This is a genomic window from Arthrobacter sp. NamB2 (assembly GCF_005281365.1).
Taxonomy (GTDB): Bacteria; Actinomycetota; Actinomycetes; order Actinomycetales; family Micrococcaceae; genus Arthrobacter_D.
In genome coordinates this window covers 157,302-182,983 of sequence record NZ_SZWI01000006.1, presented here as the reverse complement: position 1 = coordinate 182,983, position 25,682 = coordinate 157,302, and the positions used below count along the sequence as shown (strand labels likewise).

25 protein-coding genes are annotated in these 25,682 nt (G+C 63.4%); 15 read left to right on the top strand and 10 right to left on the bottom strand.

All coding sequences use genetic code 11. The features are described 5' to 3' along the window. Nucleotides 1–47: 47 nt before the first annotated feature. The 4 genes from FDK12_RS11965 to FDK12_RS11950 all read left to right on the top strand — a co-directional run bounded on the left by FDK12_RS11965 (nt 48) and on the right by FDK12_RS11950 (nt 3,686). Nucleotides 48–1,136, top strand: a complete 1,089-nt coding sequence (locus FDK12_RS11965) for an MDR family NADP-dependent oxidoreductase (protein WP_223263251.1) — start codon at nt 48–50, stop codon at nt 1,134–1,136. Next, the gene (locus FDK12_RS11960; protein ID WP_137369776.1) at nt 1,072–2,487 is read left to right on the top strand and encodes an MFS transporter; all 1,416 of its coding nucleotides are present in this window, start codon (nt 1,072–1,074) and stop codon (nt 2,485–2,487) included. Before FDK12_RS11965 ends, FDK12_RS11960 begins: the two co-directional genes overlap by 65 nt. Nucleotides 2,488–2,642: 155 nt before the next feature. After that, complete coding sequence (locus FDK12_RS11955) at nt 2,643–3,113, top strand: hypothetical protein (RefSeq protein ID WP_137369775.1); 471 nt, start codon at nt 2,643–2,645, stop codon at nt 3,111–3,113. 210 nt (nt 3,114–3,323) lie between these two features. Then, the gene (locus tag FDK12_RS11950) at nt 3,324–3,686 is read left to right on the top strand and encodes an SRPBCC family protein (protein ID WP_317616738.1); all 363 of its coding nucleotides are present in this window, start codon (nt 3,324–3,326) and stop codon (nt 3,684–3,686) included. 135 nt (nt 3,687–3,821) lie between these two features. Here the strand turns inward: FDK12_RS11950 and FDK12_RS11945 are convergent, their stop codons facing one another. From FDK12_RS11945 to FDK12_RS11930, 5 genes are all read right to left on the bottom strand, one after another. After that, complete coding sequence (locus tag FDK12_RS11945; protein WP_137369773.1) at nt 3,822–4,010, bottom strand: hypothetical protein; 189 nt, start codon at nt 4,008–4,010, stop codon at nt 3,822–3,824. A gap of 369 nt (nt 4,011–4,379) precedes the next feature. After that, nucleotides 4,380–4,532 (bottom strand): hypothetical protein, encoded by a 153-nt coding sequence (locus FDK12_RS15085; RefSeq protein WP_189636336.1) that lies wholly within the window; start codon nt 4,530–4,532, stop codon nt 4,380–4,382. 430 nt (nt 4,533–4,962) lie between these two features. After that, entirely contained in the window at nt 4,963–5,577 is a 615-nt protein-coding gene (locus FDK12_RS11940; protein ID WP_137369772.1) for a DUF6518 family protein, read from the bottom strand. 240 nt (nt 5,578–5,817) lie between these two features. Then, nucleotides 5,818–6,654 (bottom strand): alpha/beta fold hydrolase, encoded by an 837-nt coding sequence (locus tag FDK12_RS11935; RefSeq protein ID WP_137369771.1) that lies wholly within the window; start codon nt 6,652–6,654, stop codon nt 5,818–5,820. Between the two features lie 157 nt (nt 6,655–6,811). Then, nucleotides 6,812–7,414 carry a hypothetical protein gene (locus FDK12_RS11930; protein WP_137369770.1) on the bottom strand — a complete coding sequence of 201 codons (603 nt, stop codon included), beginning with the start codon at nt 7,412–7,414 and terminating at the stop codon, nt 6,812–6,814. 363 nt (nt 7,415–7,777) lie between these two features. On the opposite strand from FDK12_RS11930, the gene FDK12_RS11925 reads away from it, so the two are divergent. The 3 genes from FDK12_RS11925 (at nt 7,778) to FDK12_RS11915 (ending at nt 11,009) form a co-directional block, all read left to right on the top strand. Continuing rightward, nucleotides 7,778–9,241, top strand: coding sequence for a hypothetical protein (locus FDK12_RS11925; RefSeq protein WP_137369769.1), 1,464 nt, complete (start codon nt 7,778–7,780; stop codon nt 9,239–9,241). 108 nt (nt 9,242–9,349) lie between these two features. Continuing rightward, on the top strand, nt 9,350–10,126 hold the full coding sequence (locus FDK12_RS11920; RefSeq protein ID WP_223263250.1) for an endo alpha-1,4 polygalactosaminidase: 777 nt from the start codon (nt 9,350–9,352) through the stop codon (nt 10,124–10,126). 142 nt (nt 10,127–10,268) lie between these two features. Continuing rightward, nucleotides 10,269–11,009, top strand: a complete 741-nt coding sequence (locus FDK12_RS11915; RefSeq protein ID WP_137369768.1) for a class I SAM-dependent methyltransferase — start codon at nt 10,269–10,271, stop codon at nt 11,007–11,009. 550 nt (nt 11,010–11,559) lie between these two features. Here FDK12_RS11915 and FDK12_RS11905 read toward each other — a convergent pair. From FDK12_RS11905 to FDK12_RS11895, 3 genes are all read right to left on the bottom strand, one after another. Further along, nucleotides 11,560–11,940, bottom strand: coding sequence for a hypothetical protein (locus tag FDK12_RS11905; protein ID WP_137369767.1), 381 nt, complete (start codon nt 11,938–11,940; stop codon nt 11,560–11,562). A gap of 379 nt (nt 11,941–12,319) precedes the next feature. Beyond that, entirely contained in the window at nt 12,320–13,096 is a 777-nt protein-coding gene (locus FDK12_RS11900; RefSeq protein ID WP_137369766.1) for an SDR family oxidoreductase, read from the bottom strand. 179 nt (nt 13,097–13,275) lie between these two features. Beyond that, nucleotides 13,276–14,079, bottom strand: a complete 804-nt coding sequence (locus FDK12_RS11895) for an SDR family oxidoreductase (RefSeq protein ID WP_137369765.1) — start codon at nt 14,077–14,079, stop codon at nt 13,276–13,278. 240 nt (nt 14,080–14,319) lie between these two features. Between FDK12_RS11895 and FDK12_RS11890 the strand changes: the two genes are divergently transcribed. The 6 genes from FDK12_RS11890 (at nt 14,320) to FDK12_RS11865 (ending at nt 21,826) form a co-directional block, all read left to right on the top strand. Beyond that, nucleotides 14,320–15,366 carry a TerC family protein gene (locus FDK12_RS11890; protein ID WP_137369764.1) on the top strand — a complete coding sequence of 349 codons (1,047 nt, stop codon included), beginning with the start codon at nt 14,320–14,322 and terminating at the stop codon, nt 15,364–15,366. A gap of 110 nt (nt 15,367–15,476) precedes the next feature. Next, complete coding sequence (locus FDK12_RS11885) at nt 15,477–16,244, top strand: SDR family oxidoreductase (protein ID WP_137369763.1); 768 nt, start codon at nt 15,477–15,479, stop codon at nt 16,242–16,244. Between the two features lie 5 nt (nt 16,245–16,249). Beyond that, nucleotides 16,250–18,106, top strand: coding sequence for a Na+/H+ antiporter NhaA (nhaA, locus tag FDK12_RS11880; RefSeq protein WP_137369762.1), 1,857 nt, complete (start codon nt 16,250–16,252; stop codon nt 18,104–18,106). A 257-nt stretch (nt 18,107–18,363) separates the two neighbouring features. After that, nucleotides 18,364–19,119 carry an ABC transporter ATP-binding protein gene (locus FDK12_RS11875; RefSeq protein WP_137369761.1) on the top strand — a complete coding sequence of 252 codons (756 nt, stop codon included), beginning with the start codon at nt 18,364–18,366 and terminating at the stop codon, nt 19,117–19,119. A 1-nt stretch (nt 19,120) separates the two neighbouring features. Continuing rightward, nucleotides 19,121–21,031, top strand: coding sequence for an FtsX-like permease family protein (locus tag FDK12_RS11870; protein ID WP_137369760.1), 1,911 nt, complete (start codon nt 19,121–19,123; stop codon nt 21,029–21,031). A gap of 267 nt (nt 21,032–21,298) precedes the next feature. Next, entirely contained in the window at nt 21,299–21,826 is a 528-nt protein-coding gene (locus FDK12_RS11865) for a hypothetical protein (RefSeq protein WP_137369759.1), read from the top strand. A gap of 230 nt (nt 21,827–22,056) precedes the next feature. Here FDK12_RS11865 and FDK12_RS11860 read toward each other — a convergent pair whose 3' ends face one another. Both FDK12_RS11860 and FDK12_RS11855 read right to left on the bottom strand, forming a co-directional pair. Next, nucleotides 22,057–22,911 carry a helix-turn-helix transcriptional regulator gene (locus FDK12_RS11860; RefSeq protein ID WP_137369758.1) on the bottom strand — a complete coding sequence of 285 codons (855 nt, stop codon included), beginning with the start codon at nt 22,909–22,911 and terminating at the stop codon, nt 22,057–22,059. A 56-nt stretch (nt 22,912–22,967) separates the two neighbouring features. After that, entirely contained in the window at nt 22,968–23,903 is a 936-nt protein-coding gene (locus FDK12_RS11855; RefSeq protein ID WP_137369757.1) for a helix-turn-helix transcriptional regulator, read from the bottom strand. A gap of 512 nt (nt 23,904–24,415) precedes the next feature. On the opposite strand from FDK12_RS11855, the gene FDK12_RS11850 reads away from it, so the two are divergent. Together FDK12_RS11850 and FDK12_RS11845 are read left to right on the top strand one after the other, a co-directional pair. After that, the gene (locus FDK12_RS11850) at nt 24,416–24,682 is read left to right on the top strand and encodes an Atu4866 domain-containing protein (RefSeq protein WP_137369756.1); all 267 of its coding nucleotides are present in this window, start codon (nt 24,416–24,418) and stop codon (nt 24,680–24,682) included. Between the two features lie 113 nt (nt 24,683–24,795). Beyond that, a complete protein-coding gene (locus tag FDK12_RS11845; protein ID WP_137369755.1) occupies nt 24,796–25,602 on the top strand; it encodes an Atu4866 domain-containing protein in 807 nt (268 codons plus the stop codon). The last annotated feature ends 80 nt before the right edge of the window (nt 25,603–25,682 follow it).

Here is a 25,682-nt window from a genome sequence, read left to right as displayed (position 1 = left end):
CACCCGGCGATCAGCCGGGTAGATCTCCTCGAGTAAGGGCCAACCCCATGACATCTTTCCTCACGACGAATCCGCGCGAGATCGTACTCGCTTCGTACCGCACCGGAGCAGGCACCCTCCCGTCGACCTGCGTTCACCTTCAGAACCAGAACCAGGTACCACTGCAGCCCGGACAGGTCGCGGTTCGGAACGAGTTCATGCAGCTCACCGCTGTAATGGCCGACCTGATGCACGAGACCCCAGGACTGCCGATGCCCGCCTACCCCCTGGGCGAGCCGTTATGGGGAGGCGCCGTCGGCACGGTCATCGAATCAACCTCAGCGGATCTGGCTGTCGGTACGGTCGTGCAGCACATGAAGGGCTGGCAGGAAGAAAGCACCGATGATGCATCCGCGTTCTACCCGGTCCCGTTGGAGTACCTGCCGGGTCGGGAGTACGTGCTCAACCAGGGTGTGACCGCTTACCACGGCATGGTCGACGTCGCCGGTGTGCGCGAGGGGGATGTCGTCTTCGTCAGCGGGGCCGCCGGCGGGGTCGGGTCCCTCGCCGGACAGATCGCCAAAGCTCGCGGGGCTGCGAAGGTCATCGGTAGCGCCGGCAGTGCGGAGAAGGTCCGCTACCTCGTCGACGAGTTGGGCTTCGATGCCGGTATCAACTACAAGGACTCTTCCGTGGAAGAGCAACTCGCCGAACTCGCCCCGGAAGGCATCAGTGTCTTCTTCGATACCGTCGGCGGCACCCAGTTCGAAGCCGCCGTGCAGGCGGCAGCACCCGGGGCGAGGTTCGCGCTCTGCGGTGCCCTGGCCGGACAGATCAACGGCGGCAACGGAGGGCACCCCCGCCTGGACGTGATGAGCGCGATCGTCAAACAACTCGTCATCCTCCCGTTCTCTACCCACCACACTCCCGACCAACTCGCAGTCTGGGTATCCCATTACGGGCAATGGCTCGCCGAGGTCAAGATCGTGTTCCCCACACCATCGTCGACGGCGGTCTCGACGCCGCCCCTGACACCCTGGACGGACTCCTTCAGGGCCGGTACCGGGGCAACGTCCTGGTCCGCCTGCACCCATGAAGCACCCGACCCTCCTGCTGATTGTCTGCTGCACGGCGCAGCTGATCGTGGTGCTGGATAGTTCGATCCTCACCGTCGCTCTTCCTCACATCGCCAGCGACCTCGCCATCAGCCCGGGGCACCTGCCCTGGATCGTGAACGCGTTCGCGATCCCCATGGCAGGTCTGCTCCTGTTCTCAGGCAAACTCTCCGACAGGTACGGGGCACGGCCACTACTGCTCACTGGCACCGTCATCCTCATGATCGGAAACTTCATCGGCGGGTTGGCCCCGGATATGGGGACGCTGATCTGCGCCCGGATCAGTCAGGGCATCGGTGCAGCTCTCATGTCACCGGCCACCCTGTCCCTGCTCTCCACCCACTTCCCGACCGGACCGGCCAGGGCCCGGGCCTTCGGGCTGTGGGGCGCCGCCGCCGGTAGCGGGGGCGCGATCGGGGTGCTCGCCGGTGGACTCCTCGTCGACGCCGCGACGTGGCGGTGGTCTCTGCTGGTGAACATCCCCCTCACACTCGGTCTCATCACCGTGATTCTCGCGCTCCGCACCACTGGGACACCACAGACACCGGACATGGCGCGCGGATTCAGTGGGCGGAAGGAGCGACTGGATGTTGCGGGAGCGGCCGCGGGCACGATTGCCGTGACTGCCCTGGTCCTGGCTTTCGCCACGACAGAAGCACCGTTATTCGGGGTCGGGCCAATTCTTTGGGCGGTCATCGCCGTAGTGGCTCTCTGCCTGTTCGTGCTGGTCGAGACCCGGTGGTCGGCCGCACCGCTCATCCCCCTACAGGACCTCACGGGACGACGACTCTGGGTGCTCCCGGCGGCGATGTTCCTTATCGGCGGGGCGATGACAGCAACCTTCTACTTCCTAACCCTCTCCTTCCAGATCAACCAGGGCCTCACAGCATTGGAAACAGGGTCGGCTTTCCTCCCCATGTCAGTCGCGGCGTTTCTCGCCGCCGCCAACACCCACAACCTCACCCACCGACTCGGAACGACAGGTGGGGCGCTGGCTTCCGCCCTGACCATGACCCTGGCACTCGGAGCACTAGCCGGGACGGTCGGGCTCAACACAACACCTCTGATCATCGTCATCAGTGTGCTCTTCGGAGCCGGAATGGGCGTCGCGATCAGCACCCTCGCAGATCTCATCACCGCAGCACTCCCCACCCACCTCAGCGGGATCTCGGCCGGGATCCTCACCACCGCACAACACACCGGCAACACCATCGGCCTCGCAAGCCTCGTCGCCCTCGATCTGACCACGCCAACAAACACCCACGGTCCTGCCTTCGCAGGAGCCGCGATCCTGACCCTCACTGCCGCGATTCTTATCCGACGAAACCGTCAACGCCGAAAGGAGCAGTTTCACTCGCCAGTTCAAGAACCCCACCCATCAAACGTGCGCTAAAGGATCCCTTCGCGGGACGACGGGAAGTTGCACTCCGTCGTGTCTCAGTTGAGGAACAGAAGCTAGCCCCGTCGTTCGTGCCCTTCCCAGAACAACGAGAGGCACCTAGGTTCAAGGTGCAGACATCAACTTTCACTGGGGGCCGTGAGCACGATATGACGAAGCAAGAAGCTCTACCTATCCGTTTCTTCGTCGGACTGTTTGTTCTCGTGACCTTGGTGGTTCAGATAGTGGTCATCCCGAGAGCTGGAGCCACCTACGCCGAGATGTACCCGGAGGTCGCATACCTCGAGCCCTTCTACGTCTCAGCACTCGTGGTCGTGCTGATCGGTCTCGAGATAGCTTTGCTGTCCGCCTGGCAACTGGTCTCGGCCGCGGTGAAGGAGAGAGCACCGGGTGTCCGCCCTAGGCGATGGAGCAACATCATGGCCGCCTCCTTAATCTTCATGGCAGCCTGTTTCGCGAGTGTCTGTGTGCACGCAGGTTCCGTTGCGGGCGTCGGTGGTCCCGCAATGTTGTTCGGGCTCCTTGGATCCGTCGCATTAATCCCCCTTGCCTTCGTTCTCAGGCGCGGAATTAGGGGTTGGCTCCGCAACGAACACGTCTACGCTCTCAGCGTCCGCTAGCGGTCCCGCTGAGGGATCCCGCAGCGGACATCTCGTTGGGGGATCTACAAACCTCCCTTTCATGAGGTTAGGAGCGGCGGTTGAAGAGGGCGGGAGATGTGGTGCGAAACTGAGGCCATGGCTGTCTCTTTCAAGTGCACTACCCGCGCGCGTGTTTCCCAGTCGGAGCTCTTTGATCGCTCTCGAAGCATTGATGCTCACACCCGTTCCATGGCTCACACGCGGGAGAAGGCTATCGCGGGTACCACTACCGGCCTTATCTCCCTGGGAGAGCAGGTGACCTGGCGTGCCTGGCACTTCGGGCTTCCGATCCACATGACAAGCCGGATCGTGGAGATGGAATCACCGGACCACTTCGTGGACGAGCAGGTCAAGGGTCCCTTCCGCCGTTTCCGCCATGTCCACGAATTCAGCCATGACAACGGGGTGACGACCATGATTGACCGGATCCAGTTCGCCGCGCCTTTGGGTCCGTTAGGCCGTCTGGTGGAGAAACTGGTCCTCGAGCGGTACCTCAAGAAGCTCATCGAGACGAGGAACCGGTTCCTCGTGGAAGAACTCGCGGAGGAGTAGCTTCGAACCAACTGCCCGCTGGCGGGGCCCAGGTCTGAGACTGAACGCTCAATCCGTGCGAAATAGGGCCCGTTAGTCGATCCCTCTCTGGCCTCGTTGAACCAGCGACCTAAGAGGTCCTCCCGGCACTCGTGCCTACATGAAAAGCGGACCGACGAATAGAGCAGTCCCGATGATCAGCAGGGACATCACGCTAATGACGAAAAAGCTGCCCCGCCCCCTTTGCCTGATGCGGTCACGTTGAAAAATCATGTACAGAGCGACGACGAACGCAACCGCAATGAGTGCTAATCCACCGACACCAAGAGCCGTCACTTGCTGCATCAGCCTTCCGAAGTGATTAGGGAACCGGTTGTTCAATCTACAGAGCCTGCATGTCCGCGACCTACACGCCATCTCTAGCACACCTGGCCAGCCGGATTGGCGCCCGTAAGCCGGTCGGTCACCGCAACGACGATGACAGCGCCGGAGCCGACCGGCTCAACCTACTCGCGCTTGACCGGCGCCATTCCCGTATGACCCGCCCGAGAAAATGCCCGGTGATGGTGCCCTCACTGCAACACGATCCTGCAACGATCGGAGGCTCATGAGCTTTCTGATTCCAGCTGCTTCACTGCTGTGGCGCCGGTTGACTCTGCCACTACTTGCTTGCCCTCAGCCGGTATTCGTTTCCTTCACCTGCCGGGCCCGCCCTCAGGCCCGATGCGCGTCTCTGGGGCAGTAGTAGCGGCCCACGTCGACGGTGATGGTCCGGTACAGCCAGCCGTCCGGCAGAGGCCTGCCCTCGTCGAGGAGCTTCGTGGTGGCGCGGCAGATACAGCACTGGGCCAGGGCCGGACCTGTCATCGTTCCACCCTTCATAGCTCTGCCTGTCTCGAAAGCGTTCCCACACAGGGTAGAACTGCTGTCGAGGGCCCTGGCCGCCTGCGTGCTTTCCCCCATTCACGCAGCCCGCCAGGGCTTTCCTCTATCCTCCTTCGGAAGCATCTGGAGGCTGGTCGCTTTCTGCCCGCAAGTGGGCCGATGGTGGCCAGATTCTGGCCAGGTGTGCGAGCCCCACATCGACGAAGCCCACTTTTGGCCCACATCCGGGCTGTTTCTGAGCGCAATCCGGGCTGGTCTATCACCGGCCGAGCCGGCGCGAGGAAGCTGTGCAGGCTGCGCAGCTGGCTCTCGCTGCGCTCGAGGTGAGGAACTCAGCTCAGCACCTGGCTGAACAACGCGCCGGCTGGCGCCGGGTGCGCGAGATGCTGCGTCAGGGTGCTACCGAGGTGGGCTATAGGTAGATCGAGCCCAGTGCTGTGTACGCGGCAATGAACGCGGTGGCAGTACCAGCAGTCATCGCTGTCGCCCCTAGCCTGATCCGTAAAGCCTTCACCCTGCGGGTCAGGATCACAGCGAAGAGCGCAACGCCGAGCGCTGCGATCAGGATCCAGTAGTACGGCGAGGTAGTCCCCGAGAGGAAGGTCAGGCCGTAGATTCCCTCACCGACTGCGATCCCTGAGAGTAACGCCGTCCCGGTTGCTGCCTTCCAGTCGTGGCGGTGCAGCCAGGTGGCGGCGATGCCAACGAACGGGCCCACGACCAGTCCGATGATGCCGAAAAGTACCGGGCTGTAGAAATAGCCCCTGAGTTCCGAGACGAGCGTGTAGCCGGCGACAAGGCCCAGGAAGCCGATTGCGCCCAGTACGGCTGATGGAAGGGTGCTGCCACGCAGGAGCCACACCAGCAGCGCTGTCAGGAGAGTCCATCCGCTCGCTGAGTTCGCAAAGGAATTCAGGGCGTCGGGCAGAAACATCTGAGCGAATGAAGTAGCGCCGCCAAGGACCACGCTGACGACCAGCATCACGACTGAGGCGACGACGGGACCCAGACGGGGCAGGGGGGACACAGATGCAATCGAGGGAGCCGACATGCTCCTCATCGTAGGATGCGCCGGCTGGCGCCGGGTGCGCAGCACTGTACCTAGAGGCAGCTAACTCGAAGCAGCGCCGCAATCGGATGTTCGACGCATCCCTCGCTCGACGAGCCGAGTACCTGACCTACCGGGCGTGCGTCGTCTGTGAATAGCGTGGATCTCAGGGTTCCCTACAAGCTGTCCGCTCGAGGATCCCTTCCCTCATGGGAAGTCTTAGTTCTTCGCGGCGTTACGGACGATTCCTGCGATGAGTTCGGGCTGCTCCAAGCTGGGCAGGTGTGCCACGCCGGGTAGAACACGGACTGCCCCCTGCCCGATTCGGCGCGCGGTCTCCTCATAAAACGGTACGTCGCAGCGCAAGTCCAGGTCGCCCCATGTACACAGCACCGGCACCACCACCTCGCCGAGCCGAGTCCAAGCATCTACACCAGCACTGCCGGCAGACTCAGGGGCAGCGACCGTCAAGATTCTCCGGTTCATCGCCTCGAAGAGGGCGCGGGCGTCGCCTGCGACCCGGCCTTCCTTGGATTCCGGGCCGTCCAACCATAGGTGGGCAAGCGCACGAATCCTGTCTTCAGCTGTCGCACTTGGATCATCTGCACGTGCCATCAGTGGCTCCGAGGCATTGTCCGGCTCCCATGCGAACGGAGTGTCCTCATCGGTCATGCCCGATACAGCAGCACCGATGAGCACCACTTCCTTGACGCGATCCGGATGCAACAGCGCCATATCAAGCGCGAGTGCCCCGCCCATCGAGTTACCGACGAGGAAAACCCGCTCCAGGGCGAGTTCGTCGATGACCTGAAGCAGGTCATCGACATGCGTAAATGACGACGAGTCCCCAGCGGCCGGGGTCTCTCCGTAGCCGCGTCTGTCATAGGCGATTACGTCCAGACCATCGCCCCGAAGCGCATCCGCAACCGCGGTCCAGGATCGCCGATCAGCAACACCAGCATGCAAGAAGACAACCGCAGGCCCCGGCCCCGGCCACCGGGTCACGGCAAGCTGATTCCCGTCCGAAGCCCTAACCATGAGCTGCTGAGCATCCATAGGCCCGAACCTACTGCAAATATCAGCCCATCAACAGAGTCCCCTCATCCTCGCGGCGCGCCCGCAAGCCGATCGTCTGTCGGACGCTGGATGTGCGCACGGGGGACGCATGTCAGTCGACCTCGCGGATACGACGGTCAGCAGGTGCCGGCGCTACTTACGCTTCTCCAGCGCGACCGGCACTGTCCTGCCAGTCCTGGTCCGCGTCGGCCAGGTGCGGGTACACGTGCAGCATCTTTACCGGGATGACCTCGCAGGAATTGTGGTCCCACTCGCGGTACATGTCCTCGACCCGGGCGCGGTACTCCGGCGAGTCGTACACAGACCCACCGGTGCGCCCCTCTGCAGCACGTTCAACCTCGCCGGACCGAACGAGCTCGTTCCGGTGCTCGTCACTGAGCGCCCGGAGCGCCCCGTGGCTAGCGAGCCAGTCCACGACCTCCTGCATCTGAGCCCTACTGGGTCCGCGGCCCTTTGTGTCGTCCATGAGCGAAGCGTGTACTCGCCTGGGCTGGATGAGCCACGGGGCTACGAACGTGAGGTCGCCGCGGGCATTGACGTGCCGGGTCCAGCCGCCGGCGTGCACGATCTCGCGCAGGAGGTACTCCTCGCTTTGTGCGAACGCGTGCCGTTGGCCCCGCGTGGACGGCGGGTACGGCACCGCGGCGCGGCCCGGGTCCGTCGGGTACGGGACTGGCTTCGCATGGACCTCGAGCCACCATTGGCGCAGACGGCCACCATTCGTCGTGCCATCGCTCATTCGCTCCCCCTCCGCCCACTCTACTGACGACGATACCGAGGTCACCGGCTTCAGATCCGCGTCCGCCACTTAACACCGCCGCGCGACATTGCCGACCTGCCCCAATAGCCGATCCTCCTACGGACGAAGCCTTGAAGGTGCCCCCGCGTTACTGCGCGCTTCGAGTCGGTGTAAGCCCACACCTCTTCATATCTGGTACTCGTGTTCATGGTTACCGGCCGGTAGATAGAGTGGTCGGTCCATGGCAGTTTCGGGCAAGGGGGATCTCGGATGTTCGGATTTGGTCGGAAGAAAAAAGACGTTGCACCTGAAAGTGGCACAGAGGCTCACTCTGCTGATGGTTCAGATCCTGAGCTGGCGGCCGTGAATGTAGCCAGGGACGCTGCGTGGTCGTCGCTGGGGACCATTGATCCCTATGTCGTGTCCCACCTGATCAATCCCGCGTTCATCGGTGGCGCGCAGTGGCCCGGGCTTCGACAGGCCTTCCGGAAGATCACGCGCGCCGACGGCCTCGCGATTGTGGCGTCCGACGGTCTTGCCGACCCCTACCTCGATGATCCTGCTGCAGGGCCCGGCCTCGGCGCGGAGGTCTACCTCTGCTCGACGGCGTTCGCGGACGCCCCTATGGGGGATCTGAGCAGCTTGTGGCAGTTCGAGACCGTCTATCAGGTAGCGCAGAACATCGCTTCCATGCGCTTCGAGCTCGGCCCCGAGTTGGACCGCTACGGCGCCCTGTCATTGAGTCTGCCCGGAAGCTCGGCACCCGCGGAGTGGCTCGACGAGGAAGGAACCCTAGGAGTGCTGATCGGCGTCCCGCTGGAGGGCGTACCGGTGAGCATCCCCGTGGCCAACGGCGCGGTCCGCTTCGTGGGAGTCATCCCTTTGAGGCCCGCCGAACTGGCCTACGTCCTCGCCGAGGGAGCCGATGCCCGCTCGGACGTCGCTGCCCGCCTGACCGAATTGCCCGCGTTAGCCGCTGCGTCTCCGAACCGGCCCAGCGTGATCGGCTCAGTGGATTCGAACGCAAACGCTGAGTTCGCGCCTGATAGTGGGCTGGTCGGAATGCCGGCGGCTCACCTGTGGCGGGTGGTCGAACGAGTGCTGGAGGACACGAGTCCTTTCGCCCCAGAAGCGGACTTGGTAGCCGGTGAGGTCCTCCGCCTGCGTGATACTGGCCAGCTCTCGAAAGCTCTCGCCGGTGATCTTAGTTCGTTGATCTACCAGCGGGGAATGCACGCCGCACACACTGGTGACTTCCAGCTGACAACCTCAATACGGCAGCTCAAGGACGAAATAGGACACCACAAGCAGGCCGGTTTCCCTGACCTTCAGACGGACCCAGTACAGGTGCAGGCCCGGATCGCGGACATCGCGAACGACATCCCACTACCAAGCCGGGAACTAGAAGTGGCTCAGGACCAGGCCAGCCTCCTACCTTCCGTCGCTCGCCTATTGGCTGGTGGTGTCGCACCAGGGTGGAAGTCCCTTCGATTCGAGGTCTGGTCTATCGGTGACGTCATGTCGTACGAGCTGTTCACCGTCCGGGACGGCGAGGAGCACAGGAGCATCCCTGGTATAGCCATTTACGAGCCGCTCAACCTTTTGAAGACGGCGAGTTGTGTGCCGGAGACAGGTACATGGCTTTCCCTCACCATGCGTATCTCGTCGTCGGGAGAGATCGACGTCGACTACAACTTCGACGCCAAGCCAGAACTCGACATCGATGTAAGCATCGACGACTACGAGCTTGAGCTGCGGCGCTTTCCGCGCGCCACATCCTTCGTGCCTACATGGTGGCAGGAGCGCATCGCGCAGGGCGACGCCTGACGCCTCGGGCAGACCAATAAAAGGATTCTTCAGCCTTACCCCGTCTCGGAAACTCGTTTCATCACTGTCTGTCTTAGCGTTTGGCATCTTTGAGGTTAAAGTAACGCGGTGAAGGGTCTTCGATGGATGTTCAGCGCTCTGGCCGTCCTGGTTGCGGGATGTTCATCACCCGCGCAGGTCTTTCCAGGAGGCGCTCAGTTCGATTATCAACTTGGCGGTGGGTACGAACCGCCCGAGGGGGTAAGTGTCGTGGTGCGGGACGCGACAGATGATCCTGCTGTCGGGATGTACTCAATCTGTTACCTGAATGCATTCCAGACACAGCCGCAGGCTGCGGAGTCATGGCGGGCCGCCGGTCTGCTCCTGGAAGTCGACGGTAGACCACTGGCTGATCCCGATTGGCCGGACGAGTATCTCCTCGATACTGGATCAGCCAGCACGAGGGAGGCTATTGCCGCCCGTATCGCTCAAGACATTCTGCAGTGCGCCAAAAACGGCTTTGACGCCGTCGAGCTCGACAACCTCGACTCCTACGGCAGATCTAACGGTCAGCTGACCTTCGAGGATAACCTCGAGGTCGCAAAGATGCTGGTGAAGCAGGCCCACGATCTCGGCCTCCTTGTAGGACAGAAGAACGCGGCCGAGGAATCCAGCCGGCTACGAGACATCGGCTTCGACTTCGCCGTAGCAGAGCAATGCGTGGAGTTCGATGAGTGTTCGACCTACACCATCGCTTACGGCGCGGACGTCCTTGCTATCGAGTACTTGGAAGGCTTCGGGTCGGATGATCCCTGTGAAACGCCAGACAGACCGACGTCCACCATCGTGCGAGATCTGAACCTGACGATGCCAGATGATCCTGCTTACCGGTACATGGCGTGTTGATCCCGTAGCGCCTTACGACGAGAACACCAATAGCCGCCGGCGCTGAGAATTCTCAGTGTGATCCCCATGGGAGCATCCTCCCCCACAGTGTCACGAGCGTCCAGGGCTTGCTTCCCGCCGGCCAGCACGTAGGGTCTGTGCCATGCCTGACGCTCTCTTCAGTAATCCGCGGCTCGCCCGGGTGTACGACCCCCTCGACCCTGACCGCAGTGATTTGGACAACTACATGGACATCGTCGACGAATTCCGGGCAGCAGCGGTCCTGGACGTCGGTTGCGGCACGGGGACTTTTTGCTGCCGGCTGGTGACAGAGCGCGACCTCCGCGTGCTCGGTGTCGACCCGGCCGGAGCGTCCGTCGACGTCGCCCGCGCGAAGGCCGGCGCGGATCGTGTGACGTGGGTCGTGGGAGTCGCCCCGGACGTGGCTGCTGATGACTCCCACCACCAGCAGTACGACCTCGCAACGATGACCGCCAATGTCGCCCAGGTCTTCCTCGACGACGAGGATTGGCTCACTAACTTGCGAGCAATTCGTACCTGTCTCCGTCCAGGGGGCCATCTGGCTTTTCAGAGCCGTATGCCCTCCGACCGGGCATGGGAGCGGTGGACCAAGCAACTGTCGCATCAAGTTGTTGCTGTCGAGGGTGAGGGGCTGGTGGAGGACTGGGTGCAGGTTACCCGAGTCGACGGAGAGCTCGTTACCTTTGAATCCCCGACGATCTTTCTGGCCGATGGTGAGCGCATCGACTCGACCTCGACGCTACGCTTCCGCACACGCGAAGCACTCGAACGCTCGCTGGTGGCCACCGGTTTCCCTGATGTTGAAGTCCGCGACCTGCCCTACGCACCCGGTCGGGGATGGCTCATCATCGCCCGCGCCTGATCTCCACCACGCGAGATGCTGCGCCATCGGCCTCACCTGGCACGACCGTCCCTGAGTGAATCGTTTCCGCGGCACGACTATGCAGGGGTGACGGCCAGCAAGCCCAACACTGCGCTGCAGATCAGAACAAGGATCACAGCAACCACAGTCCAACCGAAGATCGACCAGGCCAGCCTCTGCCGTTCGGTCAGGTACTCGTGATGCGGATTCCGTCCCATTGCAGGAGGTTACCTGAGCGCGTGGAGCGGCCTCCGAGCTAGAGCCTCCCCGAAGGGTCCTGCCGCGTCAGTTGGGAGCCGTGCGGTTCTCATCGACCTCGCGAGAAGTACTACTCCCACCAAAAGGATGAGGAGAGCCAGGACCAGCACCGCCTGATCACCCGATGTGGGAGGGCAGCCGGCCGAGCTGTCATCGATTTCAGGGCAGGTCCGCCAAGGCTGCAGGAAAACGACGACGCTACCTGCTGCTCCGGAGATCGTCAGCAGGAGTCCCAGCACTGCAAACACGGTCGTCCTGGAAATATCCGGAGCGAAGCTTCCCCTAATCATGACTACGAAGTGAGCTTCGTGCGCTGGGACACCCAGATGGAGCCAGCCGGCATCATGAACTCGTCGTAGCAGGCCTGCATCACGTCGTCTGCAGGTGGGGCATCACCACTGTAGGAGGACGTGAATCCCAGCTGGTTGCCGTCCTGCAACTCGATTGGCCCTACACCCCATCCTGCGTCCTGGATGCAGGTGCGTGCAGCGTCGATCGCGTCGCGGTACTCGGTCTCCGTCACGACCAGGTCCTCCAGGACAGCCTGCTGGTAGGAGCTCGCACTGTCGCGCATTTCGCGCTTCCGGTCCTCGGAGAATGACGGTGCAATCGCGCAACCGGAGAGCATGAGCGCTGCACAGCCGGCACCGATGATATTCGACGTGTTCCCCATGGAAGCATCCTGCCTCACGATGCGACGAGCGTCGATAGCTGCTTCCTTCACTGCCTGCGCCTCGGGATTCTCCGAACCACGCCGAGGCACGTTCGTACCTCGGCTCTGACATGAAGCCCAGTCTGGTGAGGCGGTTCCCTTTCGCGGCCGAGCTGCACTGACGGAGGTTGAGGGTGCTTTCAGGCGCCCCGGTCACTTCCAGCCCACAACCGGGTGGCTCGCGTCCACGTTCAGTTCCCACGGTCCGCCGCGGAGAAGTGTGAGTGATCAGTGGGCGCTTGAGGCGGTTCGCCGGGAAGCAGGAGGGTGGAGCCTGAGAGGCTCCGCCCTCCTGCTCCCGGTCCGGGTCGATCCGTGGGTGCTCGGGGCCGAGTGCCGCCTAGATGATCTGGGCGGTGGGCAGGATGGTCAGCTCGGTGAGGTTGACGTGCTTGGGAAGCGCTGCGACGAACGAGACCGTCTCCGCGACGTCTGCGGACTGCAGGACATCGATCTGATGGATGAGATCTGCCATCAGCTTGCTGGCATCGGGGTCGGTGACGTGGTCGGGCAGCTCGGTGTTGACCATGCCTGGCTCCACGGTGGAAACCCGGACGTTCTTGCGCCCGAGCTCTGTCCGCAGGAGGCGAGTGATGTGGCTGATGTACGCCTTCGTGCCCGAGTAGACCTGGAACTTCTCGAGGACCCGTGTTGCAGCGATCGAGGACGTGGTGATGAGGTCGGCCGGCCGTCCGTCGGTCCCTGCGGCTTCGAGGGAACCGACGAACGCCTGGATGGTGTTCATGACGCCCTTGATGTTGAGGTCGATCTGCGCGTCCCAGTCCTCGGTCTTGAGGTCGCCGATCTCGGAGATGAGCTGCACCCCGGCGTTGGCGAAGACGAGGTCGACGTTGCCGAGTTCGACCGAGATGCGCTCGGCGGCCGCTCGGACCGCTGCTCGGTCGGTGACGTCGGTGGGCAGGGCCAGGGCGATGCCTCCCTTGCTCGTGATGCGTTCTGCGACGTCTTCGAGCCGGTCTTTACGGCGCGCCAGCAGCGCGACCTTGGCGCCGAGCTCGGCGAAGCGTTCTGCCGTGGCCTCACCGATCCCGCTGGAAGCGCCTGTGATGACTGCAACCCGTCCTGCGAGGGGAGTGCCTGCGATGAGTGTGCTCATGATCTTCTCCTGACTGTGAGGAACCGGTCTTCGGTTCGAACGAGGGGGGCTTGTGCTCCCACAACCACTATTCGTGACCTGCTGTGGGCTAAACAGGGTGGGCCACACCTACCCTCGACTTCCCTACCTGGCCGATGAAGGTTCTGTTGACGCCTGCATGCATCGGGTCGCCAGGACTCCTACACGGCACCGAGCCTGCCGTGCTTCGTCGGGACGACGGTAAGTTCGGACAGGTTGACGTGTGGGGGCAGTGTCGCCGAGAAAGCGACAGCGTCAGCCACTTCGTCGGGGGTGAGGGGCAGGTCTATCTCACGGAGGTCCTCGAGCTCGCGTCGGGCCGCACGATCGGAGATCCCTTTACCGAGGCGGGTGAGGGTGACCCCTGCTTCGACGAGCTTCACCCGGACTCCGTTCGGTCCGATCTCGGCTCGGAGTGTCCGTGCCAGTTGAGCTATCGCTGCCTGGCTGGCGCCGTAGACGGAGAAGTTGGGGAACAGGACCTCGCCTGCGATCGAGCCGATGAAGATCAGGTCGCTCGGCCTGCTGCCAGCTGCTGCCTCCTCCAGATCGGGCAGGAACAGCTGGGCGGTATGCAGCATGCCCAGGACGTTGACCTCGATCATCTGGGTCATGTCGTGCACATCGGCGTCCCTCAGGGGCCCACCGTTCATGACGCCTGCGTTGGAGACGACGAGATCCGGAACCCCGATCGAGTCCATGATGTGCCGTCGCGCCCGGCTCAGCGCGTGCCGGTCAGTGACGTCGGCGACGGCAGCAAGGGACAGCCCGTCCCCGGGCAACCGCGAGCGTTGTTCCTCGAGTCTCCTGCCATCGAGCCCAAGCAGGGCTACGGCAGCGCCCCGCGCGTGAAGTGCCGCCGCGGTTGCGGCACCGATACCGGATTCGGCTCCAGTGATGACAGCAACCCGGTGGCGAAGCGGATAACGGTTGTCCTCAAGAGTGATCTGGTCGACGAACGACATGACGTGTTCCTCCTCAAACGGCGACCTGTGCCAGGAAGTCCGGGCGTGGGCATGAGCTCCCCCCAGTGCACTCCTGATCAGGACCGCGAAACAGGGTGCAGTCCACCCACGCTGAGTCAGCAACCGGCTGCCTACCGTAGTGGCGATGAGCGGATTCGGGTCGAATACCCCGTCGTCGCCGCCGACCAATGAGCTCGACAAGCCTTCCGCCCTGTCCCTATCGCTGAGAGGAATGTACTGATGCAGCCGACGTCACTGATCTGGACCGCGACCGTCGCGGTGATCATCACACTGCTCGTCGTCGACTTCGTTTTCCACGCGCGTCGACCCCATATACCGACCATCAAAGAGGCCGCCTGGTGGTCCGCCGCCTATGTCGGGCTGGCCATCCTCTTCGGCTTCGGCGTGTTGCTCGTCGCGGGCAAGCAGGCCGGAGAGGAGTACTTCGCCGGCTATCTCACCGAGAAGGCCCTGTCCGTGGACAACCTCTTCGTGTTCCTGGTCATCATGTCCAGTTTCGCCGTTCCCCGGCCCTACCAACAGAAGGTGCTGCTGTTCGGTATCGCTTTCTCGCTCGTAGCTCGCACGGGTTTGATCTTCGTAGGAGCCTCCCTGGTGAATTCCTTCGCCTGGACGTTCTATCTCTTCGGGACGGTGCTCCTCGTCTCCGCGGTGAATCTGCTGCGCCGCAGGACCACAGATGCACACAGGGAACCGACGATCGTGCGATGGGTACGTCGGGTCATCCCGACGACACCGGGCTACGACGGCAACCGCCTTCTGACCCGGGTGGAGGACAGGCGGATGCTGACTCCGATGGTGCTGGTCATCGTCGCGGTCGCGGCGACAGATGTCCTGTTCGCCGTGGACTCCATCCCCGCGATCTACGGCCTCACGCAGAACGTCTACCTCGTCTTCACGGCCACAGCCTTCTCCCTGCTGGGGCTGCGCCAGCTCTACTTCCTCATCGATGGCCTACTCGACCGCCTCATCTACCTCGCCAAGGGCCTGGCAGCAGTGCTTGCCTTCATCGGGGTACGACTCGTCCTGCACGCTCTGCACGAGAACACGCTGCCCTTCATCAACAACGGTCAGCCGGTTCCAGTACCGGACATCGACACCGGAAGTGCCCTGCTCACGATCATCCTGATCCTCGCTGTCACAGTCATCGCGTCCCTCCTCCACCCAACCGGCGCACAACGCGCGACACCCGCACGCGACCAGGATGAGCACCGGCCCGAGGATCAGCACCGCCGGGTCGATGACGGCGCACCCTCGCACCGGTAGCTGACCGGAGAACCCACGCTCACCCCGCATGGACGGGCCCGAAGGGACGGGTCCTCGGGTGGGTGCAGCACAGCCACGCTCGTACCGTTCAAACACGTCAGGATCGAAAAATGAAACCGTCATTTCCGTTCCACCTCAATGGCAGGACCGCCGTCGTCATCGGCGCGACAGGCGGAATCGGCACCGGCATCTGTCAGGCACTGCTCGGTGGTGGGGCTTCCGTTGCACTGGTCGCCCGCGACATCAACCGACTCAAGCACCTCGAACGCTCCCTGGAGGCCCCGCGGCGGACATTCAGTGTCAGCGCCGATATCACCGACACTTTCCAACTCACGCAGGCACGCGACGCTATCATCGACCACTTCGGCTCGATCGACCTCGTTGTCATCAGCACAGGCATCATGGTCGGTTCTCCCTTCGAGGATGCCATCCCCGCCGACTGGGTCTCGATGATCGACGTCAACCTCCACGGGCTCCTCTACGCAGCGCAGACCTTTTCCAGCGACCTCATCAGCGCAGCAGACGCAGGCGGGCCGAGCGACCTCATCTTCATCGGGTCCCTCGGGTCGCACGTCCAGTACCCCAACTTCTCCGTCTTCACCGCCGTGTCCGCTGCGATCGCTCAGCTCTCCAGGACGTTGAGGTCGGAGTACGGTCGCAGGGGTCTGCGCGTACACAACATCGAACCGGGCTTCACGCGCACCGACTTCGGGCGCAACCTGAACCACGAGGCGGCACGAGCGCACTGGAGACACCTCGAGGAAACGATCACTCCCCTGGACCCGGCTGATCTCGGTCGGATCGTCGCGCTGACCGCAGCCATGCCTACCGGCCTCAACATCGCCGAGATGGTCGTCCTTCCGACCGAGCAGGATTGAGCACCATGCCACATCTCCTCTCCCCCGTTGCACGTCGGCAGGTCAACAAGTCCTTTCGCCGCGCGCTGCACGCCGTCTCGCTTCTGCGCCCACCCTCAGGGGAAGTCGCGGCCGCAACAGTCCTGCTGTCAGCGACGCTGATCGCCCTCGTATGGGCGAATCTGCCGGGATCGACCTACCACGACGTCTGGGCAACACCGTTGTACCTCGAGTTCGGGTCGCTCTCGTTCGGCATGGATCTGCACCACTGGATCAACGACGCACTGATGGCACTGTTCTTCGCTTTCCTCACCCTCGAGGTTCGCCGAGAGATCGAGATGGGAGAGCTGCGCGATAAGCGGCGCGCGGCCGTTCCCGTACTCGCCGCAGCGGTCGGCCTCGCCCTACCGGCCGCGTTGTTCCTGGCGGTGACGGCCGACACCGACGCCGCGGCTGGGTGGGGGGTCGTGGTTTCCACCGATACGGCCTTCGTGCTCGGAGTGCTTGCCCTCGTGGGGCGACGCATGCCCGCTCAACTACGGGTCTTCCTGGTCACCCTCGCCGTCGCCGACGACATCGGTGCACTGGCCATCATCGCCCTGTTCTACACCGACGAACTGAAACTCGTTCCCATCCTTATTGCGCTGGCCGGCCTGGCGATCATCGCACTCCTGCGTCGGCTCGGAGTATGGCGGGGTGCGATCTACCTGATGGCTGCGGTCCTAGTCTGGGTCGCCCTCTACGAGTCAGGCGTTCATGCCACTCTCGCCGGCGTCGTCATCGCGCTGTTGCTTCCCATCTTCCCTACCAGCCCTGAGCACGTCACCCGTGCGCGCCGACTCATGTCAGCCTTCGCCCAGTCACCCTCCCCCACCTTCGCCCGACTCGCCGAAGACGGCCTGCAGCGCGCCGTCTCCGTGAACGAGCGCGCCCACCGGCAACTACTGCCCTACGTCAATTTCCTGATCCTCCCGCTCTTCGCCCTGGCCAACGCCGGCGTCCACATCACACCCGACATCCTCCGCGATGCCTTCACCTCCGAACTCACCTGGGGAATCATCATCGGTCTGACCGTCGGCAAGACCGTGGGAATCACAGCAACCGCAGCAATCGCTCAACGGGTACGCCCTGGTGCGCTGCCGCCGGGGCTTCGCATCAGCCACATCGGCGCCACCGCGGTGTTGTCCGGTATCGGCTTCACACTCTCCTTGTTCGTCGCTGATCTTGCCTTCGACGATGCAACCAGCCTGGGGCGCGCCCAAATCGGGATCCTCTCAGCGTCCCTCCTCGCAGCAGCCATCGGCTCGATCCTGTTCCGGATACTGGACCGAAGAGAACGCTCCACCACATCCGCGGGAACCGAACTCAGGCCACCGATCACGCCCGGGCGAGATCACACTCGTGGCCCGGCGGATGCGCCATTGAACGTGGTGGTCTACGGCAGCTTCGCCTGCGGTTTCTGCGCAGTGTCGGCCGAGGTCATGGACGAGCTCCGTGCACATTTCGGACAGCAGATGTCCTACACCTTCCGGCATCTACCCGCCGGACTGCCCTTCGCCCGCGAATTTGCGCTGGCATCAGAAGTGGCCGCCCAGCAGGGTCGGTTCTGGCAGTTTCACGACGCAGTGTTCGCCACCCAACCCATCACCAACAAGACACAGCTCTACGAAGCCGCCTCACGCGCCGGCATGAACCTTCGCCTCCTTCGCAACGACCTCTCCTCGGAAAGTGTGGCCCACCGCGTCGAAGAGGACGAGACCGCAGCGTCGGACATGGGACTGAACTCCACCCCCGCCCTTTTCTTGCAAGGAGAGCTCTATGAGGGAGCGAAGGACGCCGACACCCTGGTGCAGATCCTCGAGAATCGGCTGACCGATGCATAATCCACGCCTCCGGATGACGGACACATGCCGGTCAACCGTCATACTTTGTCTTATTACCCCTACGCTGTAGGTTTTGCGGGTGGGTCATCGCGCTGCCCCCTACACCCGATCCGAGATGGGGAACCGACCACGGATTTCCTGTCCGAGCTTCCACCCTCCCCTCACGAGTGGACGCAACTCACCGACGACACGAGGTTCTCGGAGGCGTCCCTTGCCCTCCGTTCCCCTTGCACGGATCCGTTCAGAAAGGCCCGATCATGACCACTACCGCACATTCACCGTCCGTAACGCGTATGTCCGCCGTCTCGCTGCAGGGGGTGAGCCGTTCCTACGGGTCGGGACCTGCAGAGGTCCGGGCACTTCGTGCAGTGGATATCGACTTCCCCCGGGGTAGCTGGACAGCGGTAATGGGTCCCTCCGGGTCCGGCAAGTCGACCTTGCTGCACACTGCTGCGGGGCTGGAACGCCCCGACGCCGGACGCGTGGCACTTGGCGATACAGATCTGTCCGCGGCGTCGGAGGACCAGCTCACAGCCCTGCGGCGCTCCCGGATAGGCTTCGTCTTCCAGAGCTTCAACCTCATCGCCTCGCTGACCGCTGAGGAGAACGTCTCCCTTCCTCTGCGCCTGGCGGGTCGTGCCCCTTCAGCCGCAGACGTGCAGCAGGTACTCGCTTCTGTCGGTTTGCAAGGGCGGGGGCGCCATAAGCCCAGGGAGCTTTCCGGGGGCCAGCAGCAAAGGGTCGCCATTGCTCGGGCCATGATCACGCACCCGGAGGTTCTCTTCGCGGACGAACCGACGGGAGCGCTCGATTCGACGGCTGCACGGTCAGTGCTCGAACTCATGCGTTCCATGGCTGACCAGGGGCAAACCATCATCATGGTCACTCACGACCCCTCAGCAGCTGCGCGCGCCGACTCAACCGTGTTCCTCCGCGATGGGCAGATCGTTGACCACCTGACCGGGGCGGACACCGCAGCCGTGGCCGCACGACTCGTCTCGCTGGAGGCCTGAGATGCTGCGCCTGGCCTGGTCCAGCTTCACGGAGCGCTGGCCTTTGTTCATCGGGGCGATCCTCACCGTGACCCTTGGCGTCGCACTCGTGCAGTCTTCCCTGTTGCTCCTGCTCGCCGCCGCAGCCCAACAGGCTCCGTCTGGTGCTGATGACGTCACCGCGCTTCAGCTCGCCGAACGTTCCCTGGTTGCGGTCACGGTTCTCGCCGTCACCCTGGCCTTCGCAGCGTTCCTCGCAGTCTTCATCATCAGTTCGACATTCGCCTTCACTGTCGCCCAACGACGTCGGGATCTTGCACTTCTCCGCCTCATCGGAGGCAGCCACCAGCAGGTGCGCCGCCTCCTTGTGAGTGAGGCGTTCCTCCTGGGAGCGACGGGGACCCTCATAGGTATCCCTGCTGGAGTTGGGCTGATGCACCTGCAGGCCGCGCTCATGGCGCGTCTGGGGTTTGTGCCGGAGAGCTTCACCGGTCATTGGCACTGGTGGATCCTGGGGGTATCCATCGGGGTCGGGTTGGGCTTGGCCGTTACCGGCGTCCTCCTCGCCGCGCGACGCGCTGCCCGCGTCGCCCCTTTGGAGGCTCTGCGTGAGACCGGGGCTGCGACCCGTGTCATGACTCGTGGCCGGTGGATCGCTGGAACGGTCCTGGTCCTCGGGTCGGTCCTGCTCATCGGGCTCGCCGGTGTCGGTGGGCCTGCCGGGGGACAGGCCATGGCGATGTTGGTGTCGGTCAGTGCGGCAGTCGGATTCACTGCGCTCAGCCCGCTGCTGGTTCCCTTTGCTGCCCGCCTCATCCCGGCAGGTCCTGGCATGGTCCTGGCTCATGTCGCCAAGGCGAACCTGCGCGACAGCGTGCGCCGAAGCGCTTCAACGGCCGCCCCTCTGATCGTGCTCGTAGGCCTTGTCCTCGGGCAGTCGACCTCCCTCTTGTCCTTCTCCGCCGCCGCCCAGGAGGAACTACGGGACAGCACCTCCGCCGACCTCGTGCTGACTTCCACTGGCCCGCGGGGGCTTGAGGACGTTGACGCGACGGCCGGTATCGCTCACCTCTCCACCGAGACCAGCCTGCCGATCTCCGTGACCACCGGAACCGGTGAGATGGCCTTCACGGAGATAGGCCGTGCCCTCATCATCGAACCGGAGCGCTATTCACGAGCTCACCCCGGCAGTACCACCATCGGGCAGCTTCCCGCCGAAGCTGCGATCGCAGGCCCGGGCGCCCTCGGCACCCCAGTCGGCACTACCGTCGGCATCCGGATCGGCGACATCGACCTCGGGGAGCGCACCATCGTTGATCAGGTTCCGCCCACCATCGCGGGAGGAGCAGCTGTCCTCCTCGATGCAGGCTCGGTGGCCGCTGACCTGCAGGACAGCGGACAGACCACCACCTTCATCACTCTCGAGGAGGACGCGGAGCCGAGCGAGGTCGTTGACCGGCTACAAGGCTTCGGCACGGTCCTGACCTTCGAGGAGTGGCTGGCTAGCAGCGCTGCTGCGGGTACCACGACCTCAACTTCTATCCTTCTGGTCGTCATGGGACTCGGCGGAGCCTATGCTCTCCTGGCTGTCGTGAACGCCGTCGTCATTGCCGCCGGTGAGCGCCGGCGCGAATTTGCAGCGGCACGAGCCACCGGTTTCACCCGAGGCCAGGTCATCACCATGGCCCTGATCGAATCATCAACTGTGACCGCCATCGGCATCGGCCTCGGCGTCCTCGCCGCGGTCGGCACACTCCTGGCCGTGGTCACGACGACCACTGCCACTCTCGGAACGGCATCGATATCCGTGCCGTGGCTCCTGACTGCGACGCTCATCATCGGCGCTTTCCTGGTCACTGCGCTGACCAGTGCCACAACGACCTTCACGGGCACTCGGGAGAGTCCTATCCGCCTGCTCCAATCCCGGGAGTAAGCCCACAACCGCGAGAGGAAGGCTCTATATGCGGGATAGGCAATCTCTTGCTGCTTCCACCAGCTGCCCGTCGAGGGTGTGTGTAGCGCTGCTACCTTGCCCTCTGTCGCCTGACTTTCAACCGCCGTAGGCTTGGACCGGCGGGAGCTCGAGAAGCCGGGCTTTCACGTCCCGCCATCAGCTGGACGTTCGGCGAGCACCCGACTACATGTGCTGCCGCCGAGCGAGAAGAGCGAGCAGACTATGAGATTTACGATGGACGGCCCAATGACGGGGAAGCCGGAGTTCATACAGGTGATCAGCGACATGATCGAGCGACTGCCGAACACCCCCGCCATCGTCATCAACGCCGCCGGAGATGTCCTCGCCGGCAATGACCTCGCCCATGAATTGTTCATTGAGTTCACAGTGCGCGGCAACCTGAACCGGATGGTGTTCCTTGATCCTGCGGCCCACTACTGCGACGGCGCCTGGACGTCCCAGGCAAGAGATTGCCTGCGGAGCCTCCGGGAGGCGTACCAGTACTCGCATGATTCTGCCGTGGACGAGGTGGTCAGTGACCTCCTGAGGTCCAGTGCATCGTTCCGTGCCATGTGGACCGCGCAGGACTGGGATCAGCACGATCGCTCGGCGCGGATCTTCCACCACCCCGAGATGGGCCCGCTCATCGTGGATGAAGTGAGATTGGCCAGCGCCGCGAATCCGGAACTTATCCTCATCGCGTTTGTTCCACGCCCAGGTTCGGCCAGCGACGATTCCCTCAGGCTTCTGGCAACTCTGCAGGTCTCCCCCTAAGCGACTTCGTCCTCGATGCCAGCGGCCAGACGCCCCGCTCCTTCGCCTGGGCCTACGCCGCAATCAGCTTCCTGATGCGATCGGCAACGAGCAGGACGAAGGACCGCACAAGCCTCGCTCTCGGTGGTGAGCGAAGACTGGGCAGCGAAGGGGTCCCCGGCAGGGAGATGATGGTGCCGGTTTGCCGCGTCATTGTGCCACTGTCGGTGCTTGTCCGGTGTTGTCGGTGCCTATCCGGTGGTCAGCTCGGGTTCCGCGGCTCGCACCCTCACGGAGGGGGCTTCAGTGCGGCCGGGTCGGAGGGACAATAGTCGACTCTCGCTGACGCTGCCCGGATCGGGCTGATACACGATCAGTTGCTGTCCCGGCGCGCTCATCACATGGAAAGCATGGAAGTTGATCGTGATGTCGCCCGCCCGTTCATGACGCAGCAGCTTCGTTTCCTGCGTCTTGGGCTGGATGTCGAACTTCTGCCAGAGCCGTTCGAACTCCTGGTCTGTTCGTAGTTCGGAGATCAGCGCGTTCCGCTCGGCGGCGGAGGGATGCTGGTGCATCGTCGCACGGAGGGCCGCGACGCTCGACTCGGATGCTCGCTTCCAGTCGGCGAAGAATGCCTTTCCCGCCGGGTCGAGGAAGACGTTTTTCACGAGGTTGTCGTGGCGGGCGAAGGAGCTGAACAGTTCCCGTGCGAGCGGGTTGAGCTGGGTGATGTTCAGCAGCGGATCGAGGATGAACGCTGCTGCGTCATCCCAACTGTTGAGCATATGAATGAGGGCCGGGTCGATGGGAGCGGCCGTCGCCGGCGGTTGGGGAGCCAGGCCGGCCAGCAGCCTGAGGTGATCGTCCTGGTGTCTGGTCAGTTTCAGGGCCTCCGACAGGGCGGAGACGACCTGGTCCGAAGGCCGCTTCTCCCGGCCCTGCTCGAGCCGGATGTAGTAGTCCGTGCTCAGCCCTGCGAGCTCGGCGACTTCCTCGCGACGAAGCCCTGGCACACGGCGGGTCGTGAGGCTAGCGAAGGGATAGTCCTGCGCAGAGGCGGCGTTGCGGCGGGCCCGGAGGAAGGCCCCGAGAGAATCGTCAGCCATATCGAAATCCTATTTAGTAGGTCCACGAAGTGTCCACCCTCTGGACGGTGGAGTAGTCACTGAACTATCGATGGTCCGGTGGCCTGATCCGGACGGAATGCCGGCTCAGGAGGCTCGAGCAAGTGTGGGGCTGTTCGTGCGGTGGGGTGCCTGAAGAAGGGGCTTGTGCCGGCGTCAACACCCTGAGGATGCTTGTCATCTGCGAGCAGGGACAACAGGCGAGTTTCGCTCATACTGCCTGCTTCTGCGGTGTAGACGACCAACTGGTGACCGGGCGCACTCATGACGCTGAACGCCTGGAAGCGGATTGTGATCTCTCCTACGCGTTCATGGTGAAGCAGGCACGTGTCATCCATTTTCGGCCGAACATCGAACTTCTGCCAGAGCCGTTCGAACTCCTGGTCTGTTCGTAGTTCGGAGATCAAGGCGTCCCGCTCGGCGGCCGAGGGATGCTGGTGCATCGTCGCCCGCAGAGCTGCAACAGCCATCTCGGCCGACTGGGGCCAGTCGTCCCAGTACAGCTTGGCTGCCGGGTCGAAGAACACTGTCCTCGCGAGGTTGTCGTGGCGGGCGAAGGAGCTGAAGAGCTCCCGTGCGAGCGGGTTGAGCTGGGTGATGTTCAGCAGCGGATCGAGGATGAATGCCGCCGAGTTGATCCACGTATTGAGCATGTGGATCAGGGCCGGGTCGATGGGAGCGGCCGTCGCCGGCGGTTGGGGAGCCAGGCCGGCCAGCAGCCTGAGGTGATCGTCCTGGTGTCTGGTCAGTTTCAGGGCCTCCGACAGGGCGGAGACGACCTGGTCCGAAGGCCGCTTCTCCCGGCCCTGCTCGAGCCGGATGTAGTAGTCCGTGCTCAGCCCTGCGAGCTCGGCGACTTCCTCGCGACGAAGCCCTGGCACACGGCGGGTCGTGAGGCTAGCGAAGGGGTAGTCCTGCGCAGAGGCGGCGTTGCGGCGGGCCCGGAGGAAGGCCCCGAGAGAATCGTCGGCCATGGAGCAAGGTTACAAAGGGACAATGAGCGGTCTCCATAACATTTCTTCTCGACACGTGATTTATGACGTCCGGTCCCATTCTGGTTTGTGCTGGCGCTTCTGTGGTCGGCGAGCCAATCTGCCGGGCGGGTCTTGTCGATAATCGGGTGATAGTGCGAGTCGTATCCCTCCAACTCATCGAGCTAGATCTCACTGTCGGGAGGAATCCGCAAGTGTGTGTCTTCCGCGCTGGTATCGAAAAGGAGCGCCGTCAGCATCCTCTCGTACCGCCTTTCTGGCGAGGGGCGGATCAGAGCAGGTTCCGTGCCCGTCGGAGATCGGCCAGGAGTGGCGACGCCCTCCCCTCCGGAGCATGGGTGCAGTACACCCACGCTGTACGCCCACTTCTTTCTTACTGTCGAAGCTGACGGCACGGTAGCCGTCCGGATAGCCCGGAAGCTGCAACCCCGTGAGGGTTGGGTCACGCCTCGGGTACATCCGTGACACGACGGCACAGTTACGGGAGGAACATCATGACGACGAAACAGCAAGCCGAAGACCTCGACGTGGTGGGGATGTGGGTAACAGCCGACGGCTATATCCGCCAGGAACTCCTACCCAACGGCAGGTACGACGAAGCCCGCGGCGCGCGGCGAAGCGCCTATACCGGCAGCTACACGGTGACGGGCTCACACCTCGAGTACCGGGACGACACCGGGTTCAGCGCCACCGGAGACATCCGGGACGGCGTGCTCTATCACGAGCATCTCGTGCTCTACAGGGAAAGCCTCCGGTCCTGAACTCCACTCGCAGAGAATCCAAGAAGCAGACCCTGCGGCACTCGACGCGTGATGAGCCCGCACTCTCACCCCGGCTCGCCCGCTGCCGCACCAACCCACAGGAAGGACCTGCCATGAGCAACTCACGACCCGCTGACACAGTGCCCACCCCGGAATCCAAAGACAGGCCTTTGAACTCCGCCGTCCTCGCGGCCATACAAGCCCAGGAGCCGCACCACAGGCAGCCATTGCTGTTCCATAACGCCACGATCCATACCCGCGATCCGCTGATCGGCACCATCGCCCAGGGAGACATCCTCCTCGGCGGCCCCACCATCGTCGGCATCGGCCCGGGGCTTATCACCGCCGCAGGCGACGACGACATGCTCGTCATCGACTGCACCGGTCTGACGATCATCCCGGCCGTCATAGACGTCCTTTCCACATCGGGCGTTCGTTCCTCTCGAACCGACAACACCGGAACCCTCATCCCGGGTCGACCCGCAGATTTCATCCTCGTCGAGGAGTCTGGTCCTCGGGCCTACCAGTCGATCCTCGAAGATCCATCCACCGCGGCCGCGATCGTATTGGGCGGTGAAGTGCGTACCTGGAACGGCCGGGATCTCGGCCACGGCAACCTGCCCTCCAACAACCTGCCCTCCAACGGGGCGCCTTCAGCGGGCCACCTCTCCACAGCACCTGTGCCTGCCGCCCCTGACCTGCAGGGCACCTGGGTCAGTGAGGACGACTTCCTGCACCAGCATCTACTGCCAGCAGGTCGCTATGACGAAACACGCGGAGGCCGGGAACATGCCTTCCAGGGCCAGTACTGGATCAACGGGAACCGGATCGACTACCTCGACGACCTCGGATTCTGGGCGTACGGCGAGTTCGTCGACAGCACCCTCCATCACGCCGGATACATCATGCGCCGACGCTGACAGCTGAACCGAACTTCTCCTGCCGATCCACCCATACCCGGCTACCACGGCACACGACCGATATGACTGAGTAGAAGGAG